This window comes from Streptomyces sp. 3330 (assembly GCF_031456635.1).
In the GTDB taxonomy this organism is placed as follows: domain Bacteria; phylum Actinomycetota; class Actinomycetes; order Streptomycetales; family Streptomycetaceae; genus Streptomyces.
Genome location: NZ_JAVDVA010000006.1, coordinates 329,779 through 347,185, shown reverse-complemented (window position 1 = coordinate 347,185; position 17,407 = coordinate 329,779). Strand labels below are relative to the sequence as shown.

The window sequence follows — 17,407 nt, the reverse complement described above, 5'->3', positions numbered from 1 at the left end:
CTTGTCCCGGAGCGCACCGCGCTGTTCTCTCCGTGCACGACGGGCGGCGTAGGGACGTGCCGTTTCTGCCTGCTTCCTGCCTGGAGCCCGCCGGGGACCGCTGGTTGGCTGGTGGAGGCGGGGAGAACGGGCCGCCGTCCGTCCCCCTCTCCGCCGGTTCGGCACAGCTGGAGAGGAGGGCCGGGTGGCCCTGGTACTGACGACTGCCGCGGTTCCCGACGGGGAGCGGCTCGCCCACTGGCGGGACGCGCTGGGCAGAGCGCTGGTACCGATGGCCGTCACCGCGCGGCACGAGGGTCCGTTCGAGGGCCGGGTGTGCACCGAGCGGCTGGGCTACCTGCGCATCGCCAGGATCGAGGCCGACGCGCAGCGCCTGAGCCGCACCCCGGCGCACCTCGTCGGCGCGGTCCCGGCGCCGGCCGACGCGTGTGTGGCGATCGGCGTCCAGACCGCGGGTACGGCGACCCTGATCCAGGGCGGCCGGCGGGCCTTCGTGGGCGAGGGCGATCTCATGGTCTACGACACCGGACGGCCGTACTCGCTGGACTTCCCGGAGCGCTTCGCCGCCCATGTGGTCCACCTGCCGCGGCGGGCGCTCGGCCTGCCGGAGCAGGACCTGCGCCGGGTGACCGGGACCGCGATCGCCGGAACGACGGGCTTCGGGGCCCTGCTGGGGAACTTCCTGACCTCGCTGACCGCCTCGGTCCCGCCCTGCGCCCCGGCCGTGGCCACCCGGCTGGCCACGGGCGTGGTGGACCTCTTCGCCACCCTGGTCGCGGAGCGGGCCCAGGACGGTGCGCCCCCGGACGGGCACCCGGGGGACCATCTCGTCCGGCGCGTGCGCGACCACATCGACCGCCACCTCGGCGACCCGGGCCTCTCCCCGCAGTCCGTCGCGGCGGCGCACCACATCTCGGTGCGCTATCTGCACCGGCTGTTCGAGGGCGAGGGCATCACGGTCGCCCGGCTGATCCAGCGGCGCCGTCTGGAGCGGTGCGCCCGGGAACTGCAGCGTCCCGACGCGACGGCTTCCACGGTGTCGGCGGTCGCCCAGCGCTGGGGCTTCGCCAACCCGGCCCACTTCAGCCGGGTGTTCCGCGCGGCCTACGGGCGCTCTCCGCGGGAGTGGCGCGGCGCGCGGGACGAGCTGCTCCCGACCGGGTGACCGGCCGCGGCCGTGTCCGTGTCCGTGTCCGTGTCCGGTCGGGAACGGCTCACGTCATCTCGGGGTGCGGCCTCGGCCCGACGCCCGTGTGCACAGCAGTGCCGTCGCGGCGACCGCGGCCGCCGCGGTGCCGACGGCGCACAGGCCGCCGCGCGAGCGCCAGGACAGCACCGCGCCGGTCGAGCGGGCGGACAGCACCGAGCCCGCGCTCAGCCAGGAGCCCGCGGAGACGAAGGACACGGCGGAGCCCACCGACCCCACGGACAGGAAGCTGCCCACCGAGGCGATGGACAGCGAGCTGCCCACGGAACCGATGGAGAGGAACGAGTCGACGGAGCCGATCGACAGCGCCGAGTTCTTCGACCACAGCGAACGCCAGGATCCGTCGGCGCCCTCGCCCACGGCCCCGGACGCCCTCGTCGTGGCCCTCGTCCCGCATCTCGTGCTGGATCTGGTCATGCTTCGATCATAGGAGCGGACGGGTCAGGAGGGCGGCCAGTCGCGGTAGGCGATACGGGCCCGGTCGTGGATCTCCCCGACGGTGCCCCACTCGTTGCGGCCGAGCCGGGACAGGGGCCGCAGCAGCCGGATGTCGGGGTGCCCGTCGACGACGACGTCCTCGCGCACGGCCGCGTGCACGACCTCGCCGAGGACCAGCGTGGAGTTGCCGATGCGGAGCGTGGAGTGCAGCCGGCACTCCAGCGCCACCGGGGAGGCGGCCACCCGGGGCGGCTTCACCCGCAGGGAGGGCTCCCGCTCGATGCCCACCGCGTCGAACTCGCCCTCGTGCGGGGGGAAGTCGGTGCCGGTGGCGTTGATCTGGTCGAAGAGCGGCTCGGAGGCCAGGTTGACGACGAACTCGCCGGTGGCCTCGACGTTGCGCAGCGAGTCCTTGCGGCCGACCGAGGTGAACTGGACGATCGGCGGGTCGGTGCAGGCGACGGTGAAGAAGGAGTGCGGGGCGAGGTTGGCGGTGGTGCCGTCCGCCGCCAGGGTCGACACCCAGGCGATCGGCCTGGGGACGACGACGGCGGTGAGCAGCCGGTAGAAGGCTCCCCCGCCCAGGGACCCGGGATCGTAGTCGACGCGCATGTCGGCCAGTTCTACCCGACCGAGCCCGCGGAAGCGGAATCGGGCCGCCGGTGCTGTCGTCTCCCGGGGTCCCCCCGCACGGCGGCAGGCGCGGCCCCGCCGCCCGGTCAGGTCGGCGCGGCCTCCGACCTGACTTTGGCCACCGCCGCGGCCACCTGCTCCTGCACGGCGTCCGCCGGCGCCTCGCCCCGTACGGCGGAGACCAGGTCGCGGGCCAAGTGGTACAGCTTGGTGTTGGTGTGCTGCGAGGCGAGGACCAGGACCCGCCAGGCCTCCTCGACGCTCAGTCCGAAGGACGCCATGAGGATGCCGCGGGCCACGTCGATGACCGGACGGGTCTGCATGGCGCGCCGCAGCTGGACGACCTCGATGCGCAGATCCTCCAGGGCGCCCTCGTCCGACGCCGCGGCCCGCGCGTCTCGGTGGTCCGCCCGGCCCGCCCGGGTCCCGTCGCCGTCGTCGGCGGCGTGGGCACGGGGGCGGGGGCGGGGGGCGTCGAACAGCATCCGGGTGCCGGTGAGCGTCAGCAGCCGTTCGACCGCGGGGGCGACGGCACGCAGCACGACCGTCTTCCCCTGCCGCAGGCCCTGGTCGCGCAGGCCGATCATCACGTTCAGCGCGGAGCAGTCGCAGAAGCGGACGTCACCGAGATCCAGATCCACGCCGTCCACCGCGGCGTCGAGCGCCGCGCCCAGGGCCTGTGCCAGCTGGTCGGCCGAGTCGAGGTCGAGTTCGCCCCGTACGGCCACGACGACCCGGTCGCCGTCGGGACGGACGCGGATCCGGGTGCCGGGGCCCGGGCCGAGGGGCCGCGCACCGCCCACCTCCGCACCGACGCAGGCGTCGCCGCTTCCGGCGTTCGCGCCACGAGCTGGTTCCGACATGACCGCCTCCCCGGTCGGTCCACTGGTCACCTCCAGATTCACCCTCAGCTCGTCGCACGTCAACCAATACACGAAATAAACTTCCGGCCTTTGTATACGTGAATCCCTGACCGTACAATCGCCGCATGGACGGAGTGCCCGAGTCACACAACGGATGGACGTTCCTCACCAACCACGCCCGCGTGCTGGCCGCCATCGCCGACAACCGCAGCGCCCGCATCCGGGACCTCGCCGCACACTGCCGGCTCACCGAGCGAGCGGTCCAGAAGATCATCGCGGACCTGGAGCAGGACGGATACCTGTCCCACACCAGGGAAGGACGCGGCAACACCTACCGGGTCGAACCCGGCAAGGTCTTGCGCCACCCCGCCGAGGCGGGGCTGAGCGTGGCCGCCCTGCTCTCCCTGCTGGCCCAGGACGACATGGGGCGCACCGGCCTGGGGACGGGCGACCCCCGTTCGTGACCGGCCCGCGACGATCCGTACAGCGGGCAAACCCGGTCGCGGCCACGAGAGACGAAGGTCACGAATACGTATAGGACATTTAGCTCTTCAATCTTCACGCCAGCCACACAAGTTGGCTAAGTTGACGCCCAAGCCGTACGACTGCCCGTCAGGGCAGGGGGCTTGGGGGCACCTGGCAACAAGGGTCGCCCGGATTCCGCCGCCGAACGGCAGGCGGAGGACGGAAGGAGTACGTCTTCCATGGCGACGGATCGCAGCCCGCGCTCCCCAGGCGGCAGTACCGACGAGCCGAGTCGGGCGGAGATCCAGGAGCGGGTCAACTCGCTCTACGACCGGGCCGAGAGCGACACGGGCAGCTACAACATCACGCGCGCACAGTCGAGCCGGAGCCGCGGGACGTTCAGGTCCGTCGCCGCCGGCGGGCGCGGACCGGTCGATCCGTCACTCGAAGCGGTCGCCAAGCAGTGGTTCGACGTGGCCCGCGGCAAGGTCGGTCCGGTGACGGCCGCCGTACTGCCGGCCGACCGCATGCCCGCCCCGCCGACCCGGGCCGCGCGCCCGGCGAGCGCCCCCGAGCGGCCCGCCGACACCTTCGTCGTCAGGGAGTTGGAAGCGGCTCCCCGCCGCGTCCCTGAACTGACCGCGCGGCCCGTCGCCGCCCTGCCCGCGGCCCCCGAGCCGCGCCAGGAGCCCAGGGCCCTGCTGCCCGCCGTACCGGCCCAGGCCGCCGCCCCCGCCCAGGCCGGGCCCCCCGCCTCCGCTCCCGCGGACCGGCAGGCCTCGCTCAAGAACACCAAGGAGCAGATCGGGCGCAAGCTCGTCGCGGCCCGGGAGGTGCTGGCACGCGCCCTCGCGCAGCCCGTGCCGTCCCTGCCCGCCGCGCCAGCCCCCGCCCTGCCCCCGTCCCAGGCCGCGTCCTCGGCGTCCTCGTCCTCGCTGCCCACGGCCGTCCTGCCCACGATCGGGACGCAGCCGTCCGAGCCACAGCCGGTCCAGCAGCCCTGGGACACCGCGGAACAGCAGGCGTTCCGCGCGGAGATCACCGCCGCGTGGGCGGGACGGCCGCCCGCCGCCGCTCCCGGATCGGACGGACTTCTCCCGACCGACGGACTCGGCTTCGCCGCAGCGCCGGGCTTCACGTCACCGGGAACCGACTACCCCGTGCCGACGCCCGCTCCCACGCCGGACCGGTCGGCCTCGGAACTCGGCCTCGGCACACCGCCGTCCGGCTATCCGATGCCCGAACTCGGTCTGCTCGCACCGGAGTCCGGCCTCGGCGGCTTCACGACCGCGGGCGTCGCCGCCCCGGTCGCGCCCGCGCCCGGCCGTCCGGCGTCCGAACTCGGCTTCGCGGCAACGCCGTCGGGGTACGCGACGTCCGAACTGCCCCTCTCCGGGCCGGTGTCCGGTTTCGCCGCGCCGGATCTCGCGCTCACCGGGCCCATGCCGGCCTATCAGACCCCCGCGGCGGACGTCCTGTCCGCCGACGCCGGCTATCCGGCCCCGGCCGCTCCCGCCGCCCCCGCCGGGCCTCTCCCCGAGGCCGTCACCCCGGCCGTCGCCCCCACCGACGTCACCGTCAGCACCACCGGGACGGCCTACCTGGGGAAGGCGGACAAGGCACTCGCCTTCGCCCGGGCGCAGATCGGCCGGCCGTGCGTGTGGGGGGCGACGGGACCGGAGTCCTACGACTGCTCCAGTCTCACGCAGGCCGCGTGGCGGTCGGCCGGGGTGACGCTGCCGCGCTCCGCCATCGACCAGGCCAAGGCCTTCACCCGGATCAGCCTGGCCGAACTCCGTCCCGGCGACCTCGTCTTCTTCTTCGACGACCTCAGCCACACCGGCCTGTGCACGGGCAACGGCATGATGATCCACGCCCCGGGCCCGGGCACGTACATCCGCGAGGAGGCGATCCTGCCGTTCGGGGAGGGCGCCCTGCGCGGCGCCGTCCGACCCGCCTGAAGCCGGGCGAGCCCTGCCGGTCGCGGAGGTGAGCCCCATGGGCGCGCCCGTCGGGACGCGCCTGGCCGGTACGGGCGCATCGCGGGGACCGCCGTCGCGGGGACACTGGCGTCCGGTGCGGCGGATGGGGGTTTCGATGGGGGACGCGCGGGAGAGCGTGCGGAAGGTCGAGCGGGGGCGCGGCGAGCCGGGTTGTCCGGTGCGCCGCGGCGCGGACGGCACCTGGGAGGTCCGCGGGTACGCGGCCGCCCGCGAGCTGCTGCGCGCCACGGACACGGTGCAGGCGGGCCTCGGCATCGAGACCGTGGAGAAGCTGCCGGCGCGCGTGCGCCGTCCCGTGCTCTACCAGGACGGTCCCGGACACCGCGAGCAGCGGCGGCAGACCGCACGGTTCTTCACGCCGCGGCGGGTCGACGAGCACTACCGGGGGCTGATGGCGCGGGTCGCCGAGGAGCAGATCGCCGTGGTCCGGGCCGCCGGTACGGCGCAGCTGTCCGACCTGAGCTTCACCATGGCGATCGAGGTGGTGAGCGACATCATCGGGCTCACGCACAGCCGCCCGGGGCTGAAGTCCCGGCTGGAGCGCTTCTTCCCCGAGGAGTTCGGGCAGCCGGGCCTGACCACCCTCCGGGGTCTGCGGTGGCTGCTGCGCCAGAACGCCGACTGGCTGCGCATGCATCTCGCCGACGTCCGCCCGGCGATCCGCGCGCACCGCGGACGGGAGCGGGACGACCTGATCTCCCATCTGCTGGCCGAGGGCTGCTCGGGCGCGGAGATCCTCGGCGAGTGTCTGACGTACGCGGCGGCGGGCATGGTCACCACCCGTGAGTTCATCTGCGTCGCCGCCTGGCATCTGTTCGACGACCTCGAGCTGCTCGGCCGGTACCGCGCGGCCGGGGAGCCGGAACGGCTGGATCTGCTCAGGGAGATCCTGCGACTCGAGCCCGCCGTGGGGCGCCTGGCCCGCCGGGCCACCGCGCCGATGCGGGTCGGCGAGGCGTCGATCGGCGCGGGTGAGCTGCTGACCGTCTTCGTCGACGAGGCCAACGCGGACCCGGACGCCGTGGGCAGCGACCCGCGCCTGCTGCGTCCCGGCCGGCTGCGGGACGTCGGGCCGGGGCCCGCGGGGCTCGCCTTCGGCGACGGCGCCCACCGCTGTCCGGGCGCCGCCGTCGCCGTCCTGGAGGCGGACGCCCTGCTCAGCCGCCTCTTCGCGCTGGACGGTATCCGGATGACCGGTCGGCCGCGGGTGTCGTTCAAGGACGAGATCGGCGGCTACGAGATCCGGGAACTGACAGTGACCGTGCCGAGCCGGGCGAGGTGAACCGAGCGGCTCAGCGCATGGCGGAGTTCGGGCGCGCCTGGGCCCGCCGGGCGTTGTTGTAGGCGCGCAGGAGGTGCTTCGAGACGGCGCAGGGCGACATGTCGAAGTGGCACTGGCGGCAGGTGCGTACGTGCTCCTCATAGGCGGTACGGGACTCTTGCAGGGCGTCCTCAAGCGAGGGCATGGGGTCCTCCGAACGAAGCGACGGTTACCCGGGAGCCTTGGCTACTCACCAGTAGGCCCCGCGTCAAGAGGATTGGATCATGTTACTTACGGTAGTGGAAAATGCGATTCCGGCCGTTTCCGAGAACCTGACGCCCTGACCGGTGCACCATGGCGGCGCGGGACTCACACACCACCTCACACACCACCACGAAGGGAACCGACTTGGCCGGCGAGGACGGCGGGAAGCGTGCGGCGCGGGTGTTCGACGCGCTGGGGCCCGCGTACGAGAAGGCGTTCGCGCACTCGGAGGCGCACCGCGGATCCCTGGAGTGGCTGCTGGGGCGGCTCTCCCCGGGCAGCCGGGTGCTGGACGTCGGCAGCGGGACGGGGCGCCCGACGGCCGAGACGCTGGCCCGCGCGGGTCACCACGTGCTCGGCGTCGACGTCTCCCCCGTCATGGTGGAGCTGGCCGCCCGGCAGGTCCCCGAGGCCGAGTTCCGCTGTCTCGACGTACGTGAACTCCCCCTGGAGGACGGCTCGTTCGACGCTGTCTGCGTGTACTTCTCGCTGCTCCAGCTGGACCGGGCGCAGCAGTCCGAGCTGATCGGGCGGCTGGCCGGGGCGCTCCGGCCGGGCGGCAGTCTCGCGCTGGCCACCGTGCCGCTGGACGTGGCGGGCGTCGACGCCGTGTTCATGGGGCAGCCGGTGCGGGTGACCAGCTTCGCCGGCGCGGATCTCGTCGACGTGGTCACCGGGGCGGGCCTGACCGTGCTGGCCGAGGAGAACGTGCTGTTCACCCCCGACCATCCCGAGGCCGTCCCGGAGCCCCACCTCTTCCTCCACTGCGCCAAGGCCGCGGAGTAGCCCGCGCGGCCCTCGGCTCGCTCAGGAGCCCTTACGGGCGGTGAGCGCCAGAACCAGCGCGGCCGAGCCCGTGCCCAGCAGCGCCCCGGCCACGACGTCGCCCGGGTAGTGCACGCCGGTGTGGACCCGCGAGTAGCCGACGGCGCAGGCGAGCAGACCGAGCGGCACCGCGGAGACCGGCAGGGTGGGGCCGACCGCGGCCGCGAAGGCGACGGCCGAGGCGGTGTGCCCGGACGGGAAGGACGCCGACTGCGGCATCGGCACGTGCCGCCCCGGGAACGGCGAGTCCTCGGCGCGGTGCGGTCGCGGCCGGCGGACGAGCTTCTTGCCGAGCAGGTTGGCGGTGGCCGAGGCGACCCCGATCGCCGCGACCCCGAGCAGGGCGGCGCGGCGCGGGCGGCGACCGCACAGGGCGAGTCCGGCGGCGACGCCGAAGGACAGTTTGGAGTGGTCGGCGGCCGCGGACAGCCGGCGCAGCGCGCTGTCCAGGGTGGGCGTCCTGGTCACCGTGACCGTCTCGTACAAGGCCTGGTCCATGGTCGCGAGGTCCCGGACCAGAGGCGAGGTGGGAAGCTTCGGCAGACGGTCGGAATCAGACATCGTAGGCCTCCTTGATCGTACGGGAGTCGTTGTGGCCGAGCGCGAGGCGGACGATGCGCCGCCAGTCGACCGTGGGGGGCGCGTAGGCCGCGCCGGGGCGGTGCCGGGGCACCCGCACCCGCAGCACGGAGGGCCGTACCGTGCACACGACGGGCGTGGCCAGTTCGAGTGCCTCGCCGTCGACGGCCACCGCGATGCGGTCGCGGTCCGCGTCGACGACGACGCGCCGGGACGTCACCGAGGTGATGCTGCCCGCGCGCTCGCCGAGCAGCGCGAGTTCGGCGGCCTGGGCCGCGCCCTCCACCCGGACGCCGATCACGCCGAGCAGTCCGGCGTCGAGCCGGGGCCGTCGTCCGCCGCCGAGCGGGTCGGCGCGCGCGTAGGCGTTGTTGCTGACCAGCAGGGCCTGCGGCGCGTGCACACGGGTGTCGTCGGTCTGGACGTCCAGGGTCGGGCCGGCCTCGCCCTGGAGCAGGTCGGGCAGATGGTCGAGCGCGGTGGCGGCCTTGGCGTCGCGGTAGTCGGGGCTCTGCACTATCTCCGCGTACGCCCCGAAGGAGACGGTGTTGACGAAGGCCCGTCCGCCGACGTCCCCGAGGTCCACGCGGAGTTCGACGCCGTTGGTGAGGGCGTCGAGGCTCAGGGTGGGGTCGGTGCGGTCGAGGCCGAGGTCCATGGCGAAGTGGTTCCGGGTGCCGGCGGCGATCACCAGGAACGGCACGTCGTGCTCGGCGGCCACGGCCGCGACCAGCGCCTGGGTGCCGTCGCCGCCCGCGACGCCGAGCAGGTCCGCTCCCTCGGCGACGGCCTGCCGGGCCTCCGCCTCCGGATCGGTGTAGGTCTCGTCGGCGCCGAGCACCACCACCCGGGCGCCGAGCGCCTCGGCGCGCTCGACGAGACCGTGCTTGAGGACCTTGCCGCCGCCCGAACGCACGTTCATGATCAGGACCGGCCTGCGCGGGGGCGGGGTCCTCCGGCCGTGCATGCCCTTGGGACGCCGCACGCTGCGCAGCGAGGCCCGCGCGGAACCCAGCGCCCCGGCCCACAGCGCGAGCGCGCCCACCGCCACCGGCCACAGCCCGGACAGGGCGTACAGCACCACCACGCCCACCGGCGCGGTGACGGCGACCAGCCCGCCGAGCAGCCGGGCGCCGCCCCGGTGCGCCAGCATCCACCAGACGCCCGCCCCCGCCAGCGCGAGGAGGACGAACCCGATGAGCAGGACCAGCCAGCCGCCGGATCCCGCGCCCGCCATCACCACCGCGACACAGGCGGCGACCAGCACCAGGGCGAGCCGCGCCCAGCCCCGCGCGCGGCCGACGGCGTCCCGCTGCGCCGGGCCGATGTGCGGCAGCGACCACTTCTTCCCATGTGACTCGTTCACCGTGCGCCCGCCATGCTCCGAGGCCCCCTCTTGTGCGCCGACCGCGCCGACGATCTCGATCAATTGTCCATGCCGCAGCACCCGGATGTGACCGAGGTCCCGGTGCCGGCGTCCGTGTCGGCGTCCGTACCGCCGTGCGTGCCGGGCCCCGGGTCCGTGTCGAGACGGCAGAAGCAGGACGCCCGGACGGGTACGTCGGCGAGGGCGGCGGCGAACTTCAGCTGCTGGGCCACGATCCGCGCCTCCGCGTCCTTGCCCAGCCTGACCAGGCACTCGTGGTAGCCGTGCAGGGACCAGATGTTGCCGGGGTGCTGGGACGGGCGGGGCAGTGTGCCGTCCAGTCCGAGGTCGGCGCGGTAGACCGCCTCGGCCTCCTCGATCCGCCCCTGCTCCAGCAGCAGCGCGCCGTACGCGTGCCGGGTGGGCTGCATCCAGCCCCAGGGTTCGTCGTAGGGGAGGCGGTCGTCGAGTTCGACGGACCGCTCCAGGGCGGCGAAGGCGAGGTCGTGGTGGCCCTTGCGGTACTCCAGTTCGCCGTCGAGCATCGCGGACGCGATCGCGAGGATGTCCTGGCAAGTGTTGTTGAACAGCATCCGCGTCTCGGGCACCCGGTCGACCGCCGAACGGAACAGGACACGTTCGGCCTCGGCCTCGGGGACCCGGCCGGTGGCGGAGAGCGCGACACCGCGGGCGTAGTGGCGCATCGCGGTCGTCACGCTGTGCAGGGCCGGGTCGGCGGGCGGCGGCACGTCGAGGATGTCCTGCCAGCGGCCGAAACGGACCAGCACATGGAACCGCATGGTGCGGAACGCCTCCAGCCAGTCGGCCATGGGCGGGCTCTGCACGCGCAGCAGCTCCTCCGGGATGGAGGCTTCCAGGCGTTCCGCCGTCTCCAGGGCGGTCCGGTACTGCCCCAGGAACATCGCGCCGTAGATCTTGAAGTGGTAGTTGTGCGAGCGGTAGAGCGTGTAGAAGTTCATGGCGCCGGAGCGCTCGCGGTACTTCTCGTCGGCGGCGATCGCCGCGGTGTTGTCCGTGACGACGCGCCGGTAGTCGCCGCACAGCACGTCGAGGTGCGAGGGCATGTGCTGCAGGTGACCGGCGTCGGGGACCAGGCCGCGCAGCCGGTCGGCGACCTGCAGGGCGGCCTCGGGAGTGGGCGACATCTCCATGAGGTGGATGGAGAAGTGCAGGACGCCCGGGTGCCCGGCCGCGCCCGCCTGCGCCAGCGCGCGGTCGAGCACCGCCTTCGCCTCCCGTGTGCGGGCGCCCTCCGCGGGATCGCCCGTGCGCAGGTCCCACAGCTGCCAGGGGGTGAGGTTCATCAGGGCGTCGGCGTACAGGGCGGCGACGTCGAGGTCGTCGGGGTCGAGCTCGTGGACGGCCCGCATGGCGTCGGCGTAGGGCTCGTTCCACACCGAGCAGTCCTCGGCCGGGCGGTTCCGCGGGTAGCGGGCGCGCAGCGCGCCGATCAGGGCCCGCTCGACGGGGGTGGCGCCCGCGGCCTTGCGGTGGGCGAGTTCGACGGCCTCGTGCGTACGGGCGACGGTCCGCGCGAGCTCCTCGTCGTCGAAGAACTCCCATGGTTTGTTGTAGTTGGGTCCGAGCGCGTAGGCGATGCCCCAGTGGGCCATGGCGCAGTCGGGGTCGGCGCGGACCGCCGCCTCGAAGCAGGCGACGGCCTCCTCGTGGTGGAAGGCGTACGACCACACCAGTCCGCGGTCGAACCACCGTTGGGCCTCCGCGGACGAGGTCGTCACGGACCGGCCGTGGGTGCCGAGGTCGTAGTACTCCCCGGACGCCGGGTGCTCGGGTCGCTCTGCGGACGCCGTGTGCTCCATGGGTCTCCCATCCTCGCGCGCGCTTCCCACCGCGCTTCGAACGACGTATACCGCGCGGTCCGGCGCGAGGCCGGTGGCTCGGTGCGGGAGCACCCGTACGGGGGCCCGGGGACCGGTGGGACGCGCCGAGGGCCCGTCGGCGGTCCGACGGGCCCTCGGCGGAGTGGCTCGATCTCCGTGCTCGTTCTCCGTGCTGAGTGCGCGAGTCCCGGCGCTCACCGGGTCTGCGTGCGCACTGCCCTCAGCACGCGACGCGCTCAGTACTTACGGCGTGCGTTCCGGAACAGGACGGCGAAGCCCGCGATCACCAGCAGTCCGCCGGCCGCCGCGGGCCAGAGGTCGGCGCCGGTCTCGGCGAGACCGCCCTGGACCGCCTGGGGTTCGGTCCCGTCCGGGTCGGTGGTGTCGGCGCCCGTGCCGGCCGGGGTCTGCGACTGCTCGGGGGGGGTCACGGGAGCGGCGGTGGCCGGGGAACCGATCTCGCCGCCCGAGCCGGCGGCGGGCGCGGAGGTGGCCGCCTTGGCCGACGGCTTCGTGTAGACGCGGGGTTCGGTGGTCGCGGAGGCGCCGCCGGAAGCGTTGTCGCCCGCGTTGCCGCCGGGCGCGGTGGTCGCGGGCTCCTCGGGGGCCTGCGACGGCTCCTGCGTGCCCGCGCCGCCGTCGCCGTTCCCGGCGTTCCCGTCGTCGTTCCCGTTGCCGGCGTTGCCGTCGTCGTTCCCGTTGCCGGCGTCGCCGTTGTCGCCGGAACCGTTGTCGCCGCCGTTCCCTGAACCGTTGTCGCCGCCGTCGCCGTTGCCGGAACCGTCGTCGTTGCCGCCGTTGCCGTCACCGGCGCCGTCGTCGGAACCCGGGTCGGTGCCGGCGCCGCAGGTGCGGCCTTCGTTGATGCAGTCGACCATCTCGCGCATCAGGCCTTCGTCGAAGACGTTGATGAAGTCGCCGTGGTCGGTCACCGGCTTGTGCAGCTGCTCGGGGAAGGAGTCCACCGCGAACAGCGGAACCGTCTTGCCGCCGTCCTGGAGGCTCGGCGCGTCGACGTCGTAGACGATCCGCTGCACCAGCTGCGGGACGGCCTCGAAGCCGTTCGGGCAGGTGCCGTCGGCGGCGGCGAAGGCCACGTGGGTGCGGTGGTTGGCGCTGTCGATGTTGGCGCCGTCCCAGCAGCTCTGGAAGCGGAAGGTGCGCACCACGTCGCTGCCCGACGGGCAGAGCGGGTACTTGTCCTTCAGCTGCCGGTCCTCGAAGCCGGTGCAGCTCCAGGACGCGTTGGCGTTGGCGGTGCCGTTGACGAAGGCCTTGGCGTCGCCGGTGATGACCCGCAGCAGCCGGGGCATGGCGGTGACCTTGGCACGCGGGTTGCCGACGAAGGTCAGGGTGACCTCCTTGGGCGTGACGATCTCACCGGCGTTGCCCTCGATGCCGCCGCCGGGCTTCTGCGCGTCCTGCTCCTGGTTGCCGTTCTGGAGGCGCAGCACGGGCCAGTAGTAGGTGGACTTGTCGCCCTGGTCGACGCAGCTGGTGCCGGCGTTCGCCAGGTCGTCGTCGGAGGCGAAGGCGTCGTTGGACTGGTTGCCGACGTAGTCGTGGAAGTGGTGGGCGCCGTTGCTGACGCCGGGGGCGACGATCACGTTGTCGGAGTTGAACACGCCGTTCGCGTTCACTCCGCAGCTGGTGGTGAAGGTGCCGCGGGAGGGACCCGAGCTGGGGTCCGGGGTCTGCTGCGCGGGCTGGACGGCGTTGATGTCGGCGTAGTCCGCGGCGACGGGGCCGTTGCCGGCCTGACCGCCGTTGCCCTGCTGGCCGTCGTCGCCCTGCTGGTCTCCGTCGCCGTTCCGGCCGTCGCCCTGGTCGCCGTTCTGGTTCTCGTCCCCGTTGCCGTCGGCGCCCTCGTCGGCCTGGTCGTCGTTGGCGCGCAGGGTGCAGGCGGCGAGGTCCTCCAGGCCTTCGGGGCGGTCACCGGCCCGGTCGATGGCCTCCGCGATGCGCTGGATCGTCGCGCCGCGCTTCTCCTTCAACGGGTCCATGACCGCGTTGTCGGCGAAGTCGGCGTCCTGTCGCACCGACTCGGCCGACTCCTGGAGTTGGCGGTAGGCGGCGGCGATCTGCTCGTCCAGCCGGGCGAGTTCGCCGTCGACCTCGGCCGAGGCCTGCTCGGGGACGCTGGTCAGCTTGTCGCCGACGTCCGGGCAGTCGATGGTGACGGCGCTGTTGCCGCCCTGTGCGGAGTCCGAGCCGTCTTCGGTGGCCGAGGCATAGACGTTCACCCCCATCAGTCCACCGCCGCCGATGATGAGCGCCAGCGCCGCGAAAGTCGCGCGTCGCCCGCCCGTCTGGCGTCTGCGCCTGTTCTGTACCAAGGAGTGCTCCTACGCTTCGTCGTCGGCGGCCATGGGCATGAGATCCCCCGGCCCTATACGCAGACGGACTCAGGAGTGTTCAACCGCACCACGAATTCATAGCAAGATCTCAGGCGGACGCGGTGTCCTGCGCGTTCGTGCCGGTCCGCCGCCGGTGGCGGCCCCTCTCGTGCAGCAGCCCGAGGACGAAGGCGGCGGCCACCGCGATGAGGTGTTCGCGGCCCGCGAGGTTGGGTACGGCTATCGACTCCAGCACCATCGAGCCGCCGGTGAGCGTGAACACGATGGGCGCGCGGCGGACGACCGAGAGATAGGTGAACAGTCCCACGACCGCGGCGGACGGGCCGGTGTCGAGCACCTGTCCGACCTCGGGCGGCAGTCCGAGGCCCCACCGTCCCGGCCCCATCGCCAGCATGACCCGCACGGTGAGGGTGCCGGCCAGGGTGGACGCGTAGGCGATCAGCAGGGTCCTGCGGCGGCCCAGGGCGAGTTCGGCCAGGGCGAAGGCGAGGAACAGCTGGGTGATCCCGGCCCAGACGGGCAGGTCGAGGGCCGGGACGTACAGGGAGACGGGGGTCCGCAACAGGGCGAGCCACAACGGCAGATCGCCCCGGACCCCGCCCAGGATCCGCACCGCCGCCCCGCCCGTGGGGTGCTGGGCGATGGCGTGGAAGAAGATCACGCCCGCGCAGGCCACGAACGCCAGCAGCAGCGCGGCGGGCCCGCGCCGGCGCAACTCCCGCAGGGGGTCGACGACGATGCCGTACCACTCTCCCCGCAGCGTCCGGCCGGCGAAGCGTGCGGCGCGGGCGGGCACACCAGCGGCAGGGCCGGCGACTGGCCCGTCCGCGGCACGGCCGGCGCGCGGCCCGTCATCGGCACGGCTGCGACGCGTCCGGTCCGCGGCCCCGCCGGCATGCGGCCCCTCATCGGCACGGCCGGCGCGCGGCTCGTCACCGGCGCGGCGTTCGCGCGGCCGCTCCACGTCGGGACGCAGGATGCTCAAGGTCTCCCCCCGGCACTGGTCGCATGGTCTTCCTGGCGATTCACGTCCTGAAAGACGCGCGGAAGGCTTGCGAGGATCACTCCCGCACGGACCGTCCACCTCACATTCCGGCCGGGCCGGTCGGGCACGCGGCCGAAAAGGATCCGGGAGGGGCGCACGAAAGGATCCGGGAGGGGCGCACGCGGCATCAGGCCATCGGCGCGCTCGATGACACCCGGTCACCTCTGCGTCACTCAAGTGGGTTAATGTCACCGGTGTGGAACGCACTGACCAGCGGAACATGGACCCGGCCGGGTCAGGCCGCCCAGCGGGCCCGACCGGCCCCGGCGCCCCCGGCTCCCGCCCGCTCCGGGCGACCGCCGCGTGAACCGATCGTCGCCCGTCGAGGCCCGCCCCGCCTCCGAACTTTTGCCGACCCTGCTCGCCGACGGGCTGCTCACCGAACGGCTCGCCCTGACCGCACCGGAGAACACCCGGGTCGTGGTCGCCGACTACGAGATCCCGCCGGGCCACTCCCTCCCCTGGCATTACCACGAGGGCCGGGTCGTCGCCGTGGTGACGGCGGGAGTCCTGACCCGGACCCTGGCGGACGGGTCCGAGTGCGTGACACCCGCCGGCGGATGCATCGTCGAACCGGTGGGGCCGCAGGGCGTGCACAGGGCGGAGAACCGGGAGCCGGAACCGCTGCGGATCTGCGCCCTCTTCTTCCTTCCGCGGGACAGCCCGCTGTCTACGCGCGCAGACCCGCCCGTCCGGGTCGTCCACCGCTGAGGGGGGGTGCGCTCGCCCCGGTCAGAGCCGCGGCCGCGGGCCCGTCTCCTGCAGCGGGAACGACTGCTCGGCGCCCGGCAGGGCCGGCTTGGGCAGAGTGGCGACCTCCTCCTTCGCCCTCAGCAGCCGCTCCGCCGTGTCGTCGGGCAGCGGCGGCGCGAGCGGGCTGGTGGACGCGAAGCGGAACGCGGAGGTGAGATCTCCGAAGGCGCCGCGCCGCCAGTCGCTGATGTTGGGCTCCAGCACCCCCGTGAGTCTCTCCAGGAACCGCAGGGTCGACGTGTGGTCGAACGGCTCGGTGGCCACCCAGCCGCCCACCGTCCAGGGCGAGACGACGATGGCGGGAACCCGGAAGCCCCCGCCGATCGGCAGCCCGCCGACGAACTCCCCGGCCGTGCCCACGGGCGGCGTCGGCGGCGGCACGTGGTCGAACAGGCCGTCGTTCTCGTCGTAGTTGAGGATGAAGGCGGTCTTGCGCCAGACGTCGGGGTTGTCCGCGATGGCCTCGAGCTTGGAGGCCACGAAGTCGGCGCCGGCCGCGGGCAGGTGGTCGGGGTGTTCCGACTGGTGCCCCGGCGGCACCAGCCAGGAGACGGTGGGCAGCCGGTCGGCTCGCGCGTCCTCCTCGAAGGCGCCCTCCGGCTGCGGCCGCACGCCCCGTTCGTACAGCTCGGAACCCGGGCGCGCGTTCCGGAACGCGTCGAACTGCTCCAGCAGGTTGCAGCCGTAGTCGTCCTCCTGCTGGTACACCTTCCAGTCGACCCCGGCCGCCTGGAGCCGTTCGGCGTAGGTCGTCCAGCTGAACGGCGTCGGGGCGGAGTTGCGGACGACGGGCCCGCCCCGGGTGCCCTCGGGGTCGATGGTGCCGGTCATCCACATCAGGCGGTTCGGCCAGGTCGGGCCGAGGACCGAGCAGAAGTAGTGGTCGCAGACGGTGAAGGTCTCGGCGAGGGCGAACTGGAACGGGATGTCCTCGCGCGTGTAGTAGCCCATGACGTAGGGGGCGTTCGCGCCGTCGGCCGCGCGGTGGGCCGACAGCCAGCGGTCCATCCGGCCGCCGTTCCACGCCTCGTGCTGCACCGACCAGGCGTGGCTCGTGGACGGGATGGCCTGGGCGCTGGAGACACGGGTGTCGAGGTGGAAGGGCAGCAGGTGGCCCGCGGGGTTCTCGGTGTCGGGCTGGTAGAAGACGGAGCGTCCGGTGTCGAGGGTCAGCGCGTCGGGGTCGGCGAAGCCGCGCACGCCGGAGAGGGTGCCGAAGTAGTGGTCGAAGGAGCGGTTCTCCTGCATCAGCAGGACGACGTGTTCGACGTCGGCGAGTGAGCCCCGGCGGGACGGTCCGGCGGCGACGGCCTTCTGCACGCTCGGCGGGAGGAGGGAGAGCGCCGCGGCGGCGCCCAGCGCGCCCGCGGCCGAACCCAGGAGTCTGCGACGGGTCAACTCGGCCATGTGTGGTGTGCCCCTTGGTGAGCGGAGGAAGCGGGTGCGCGCAGGACGCGCGGACGCGGGGAGACGACGGAGGAGGGGA

The 17,407-nt window shown here is 73.5% G+C and carries 16 protein-coding genes; 6 read left to right on the top strand and 10 right to left on the bottom strand.

The window, feature by feature from the left end; genetic code table 11:
* Window positions 1-184 precede the first annotated feature (184 nt).
* Window positions 185-1,165: a helix-turn-helix domain-containing protein gene (locus J2X68_RS13595; protein ID WP_310432759.1), complete on the top strand. Its 981-nt coding sequence runs from the start codon at window positions 185-187 to the stop codon at window positions 1,163-1,165.
* Window positions 1,166-1,219: 54 nt separating this feature from the next.
* Here J2X68_RS13595 and J2X68_RS13590 read toward each other — a convergent pair whose 3' ends face one another.
* From J2X68_RS13590 to J2X68_RS13580, 3 genes are all read right to left on the bottom strand, one after another.
* Window positions 1,220-1,624 carry a hypothetical protein gene (locus J2X68_RS13590; protein WP_310432758.1) on the bottom strand — a complete coding sequence of 135 codons (405 nt, stop codon included), beginning with the start codon at window positions 1,622-1,624 and terminating at the stop codon, window positions 1,220-1,222.
* Window positions 1,625-1,648: 24 nt separating this feature from the next.
* Entirely contained in the window at window positions 1,649-2,257 is a 609-nt protein-coding gene (locus J2X68_RS13585) for a flavin reductase family protein (protein WP_310432757.1), read from the bottom strand.
* Between the two features lie 107 nt (window positions 2,258-2,364).
* Window positions 2,365-3,141: an anti-sigma factor antagonist gene (locus J2X68_RS13580; RefSeq protein WP_310432756.1), complete on the bottom strand. Its 777-nt coding sequence runs from the start codon at window positions 3,139-3,141 to the stop codon at window positions 2,365-2,367.
* Between the two features lie 125 nt (window positions 3,142-3,266).
* Here J2X68_RS13580 and J2X68_RS13575 point away from each other — a divergent pair, with 125 nt between their 5' ends.
* From J2X68_RS13575 to J2X68_RS13565, 3 genes are all read left to right on the top strand, one after another.
* Entirely contained in the window at window positions 3,267-3,605 is a 339-nt protein-coding gene (locus J2X68_RS13575) for a helix-turn-helix domain-containing protein (protein WP_310432755.1), read from the top strand.
* A gap of 240 nt (window positions 3,606-3,845) precedes the next feature.
* Window positions 3,846-5,567 carry a C40 family peptidase gene (locus J2X68_RS40285; RefSeq protein WP_399039878.1) on the top strand — a complete coding sequence of 574 codons (1,722 nt, stop codon included), beginning with the start codon at window positions 3,846-3,848 and terminating at the stop codon, window positions 5,565-5,567.
* Between the two features lie 124 nt (window positions 5,568-5,691).
* On the top strand, window positions 5,692-6,891 hold the full coding sequence (locus tag J2X68_RS13565) for a cytochrome P450 (protein ID WP_399039875.1): 1,200 nt from the start codon (window positions 5,692-5,694) through the stop codon (window positions 6,889-6,891).
* Window positions 6,892-6,901: 10 nt separating this feature from the next.
* Here the strand turns inward: J2X68_RS13565 and J2X68_RS13560 are convergent, their stop codons facing one another.
* Window positions 6,902-7,075 (bottom strand): hypothetical protein, encoded by a 174-nt coding sequence (locus J2X68_RS13560; protein ID WP_171401266.1) that lies wholly within the window; start codon window positions 7,073-7,075, stop codon window positions 6,902-6,904.
* Between the two features lie 149 nt (window positions 7,076-7,224).
* Between J2X68_RS13560 and J2X68_RS13555 the strand changes: the two genes are divergently transcribed.
* Window positions 7,225-7,920, top strand: coding sequence for a class I SAM-dependent methyltransferase (locus J2X68_RS13555; RefSeq protein ID WP_399039872.1), 696 nt, complete (start codon window positions 7,225-7,227; stop codon window positions 7,918-7,920).
* A 21-nt stretch (window positions 7,921-7,941) separates the two neighbouring features.
* Here J2X68_RS13555 and J2X68_RS13550 read toward each other — a convergent pair whose 3' ends face one another.
* From J2X68_RS13550 to J2X68_RS13530, 5 genes are all read right to left on the bottom strand, one after another.
* Entirely contained in the window at window positions 7,942-8,520 is a 579-nt protein-coding gene (locus tag J2X68_RS13550) for a phosphatase PAP2 family protein (protein ID WP_310432753.1), read from the bottom strand.
* Window positions 8,513-9,904, bottom strand: coding sequence for a diacylglycerol/lipid kinase family protein (locus J2X68_RS13545; protein ID WP_399039870.1), 1,392 nt, complete (start codon window positions 9,902-9,904; stop codon window positions 8,513-8,515). The genes J2X68_RS13550 and J2X68_RS13545 overlap by 8 nt, the downstream gene beginning before the upstream one ends.
* Before the next feature lie 59 nt (window positions 9,905-9,963).
* A complete protein-coding gene (locus J2X68_RS13540) occupies window positions 9,964-11,745 on the bottom strand; it encodes a hypothetical protein (RefSeq protein ID WP_310432751.1) in 1,782 nt (593 codons plus the stop codon).
* A 257-nt stretch (window positions 11,746-12,002) separates the two neighbouring features.
* Entirely contained in the window at window positions 12,003-14,015 is a 2,013-nt protein-coding gene (locus tag J2X68_RS13535; RefSeq protein ID WP_310432793.1) for a DUF1996 domain-containing protein, read from the bottom strand.
* A gap of 196 nt (window positions 14,016-14,211) precedes the next feature.
* Window positions 14,212-15,108, bottom strand: coding sequence for a hypothetical protein (locus J2X68_RS13530; RefSeq protein ID WP_310432750.1), 897 nt, complete (start codon window positions 15,106-15,108; stop codon window positions 14,212-14,214).
* A gap of 363 nt (window positions 15,109-15,471) precedes the next feature.
* Between J2X68_RS13530 and J2X68_RS13525 the strand changes: the two genes are divergently transcribed.
* Window positions 15,472-15,879: a cupin domain-containing protein gene (locus J2X68_RS13525; RefSeq protein WP_310432749.1), complete on the top strand. Its 408-nt coding sequence runs from the start codon at window positions 15,472-15,474 to the stop codon at window positions 15,877-15,879.
* 21 nt (window positions 15,880-15,900) lie between these two features.
* Here the strand turns inward: J2X68_RS13525 and J2X68_RS13520 are convergent, their stop codons facing one another.
* Window positions 15,901-17,328: an alkaline phosphatase family protein gene (locus J2X68_RS13520; RefSeq protein ID WP_310432748.1), complete on the bottom strand. Its 1,428-nt coding sequence runs from the start codon at window positions 17,326-17,328 to the stop codon at window positions 15,901-15,903.
* Window positions 17,329-17,407 lie beyond the last annotated feature (79 nt).

Excerpts from the sequence above, each read along its gene's own strand:
- J2X68_RS13575 (WP_310432755.1), top strand. The coding sequence starts at position 3,267 with ATGGACGGAGTGCCCGAGTCACACAACGGATGGACGTTCCTCACCAAC.
- J2X68_RS13520 (WP_310432748.1), bottom strand. The coding sequence starts at position 17,328 with ATGGCCGAGTTGACCCGTCGCAGACTCCTGGGTTCGGCCGCGGGCGCG.
- J2X68_RS13555 (WP_399039872.1), top strand. The coding sequence starts at position 7,225 with ATGGCGGCGCGGGACTCACACACCACCTCACACACCACCACGAAGGGA.
- J2X68_RS13540 (WP_310432751.1), bottom strand. The coding sequence starts at position 11,745 with ATGGAGCACACGGCGTCCGCAGAGCGACCCGAGCACCCGGCGTCCGGG.
- J2X68_RS13560 (WP_171401266.1), bottom strand. The coding sequence starts at position 7,075 with ATGCCCTCGCTTGAGGACGCCCTGCAAGAGTCCCGTACCGCCTATGAG.
- J2X68_RS40285 (WP_399039878.1), top strand. The coding sequence starts at position 3,846 with ATGGCGACGGATCGCAGCCCGCGCTCCCCAGGCGGCAGTACCGACGAG.
- J2X68_RS13550 (WP_310432753.1), bottom strand. The coding sequence starts at position 8,520 with ATGTCTGATTCCGACCGTCTGCCGAAGCTTCCCACCTCGCCTCTGGTC.
- J2X68_RS13585 (WP_310432757.1), bottom strand. The coding sequence starts at position 2,257 with ATGCGCGTCGACTACGATCCCGGGTCCCTGGGCGGGGGAGCCTTCTAC.
- J2X68_RS13590 (WP_310432758.1), bottom strand. The coding sequence starts at position 1,624 with ATGACCAGATCCAGCACGAGATGCGGGACGAGGGCCACGACGAGGGCG.
- J2X68_RS13565 (WP_399039875.1), top strand. The coding sequence starts at position 5,692 with ATGGGGGTTTCGATGGGGGACGCGCGGGAGAGCGTGCGGAAGGTCGAG.
- J2X68_RS13580 (WP_310432756.1), bottom strand. The coding sequence starts at position 3,141 with ATGTCGGAACCAGCTCGTGGCGCGAACGCCGGAAGCGGCGACGCCTGC.
- J2X68_RS13535 (WP_310432793.1), bottom strand. The coding sequence starts at position 14,015 with ATGGGGGTGAACGTCTATGCCTCGGCCACCGAAGACGGCTCGGACTCC.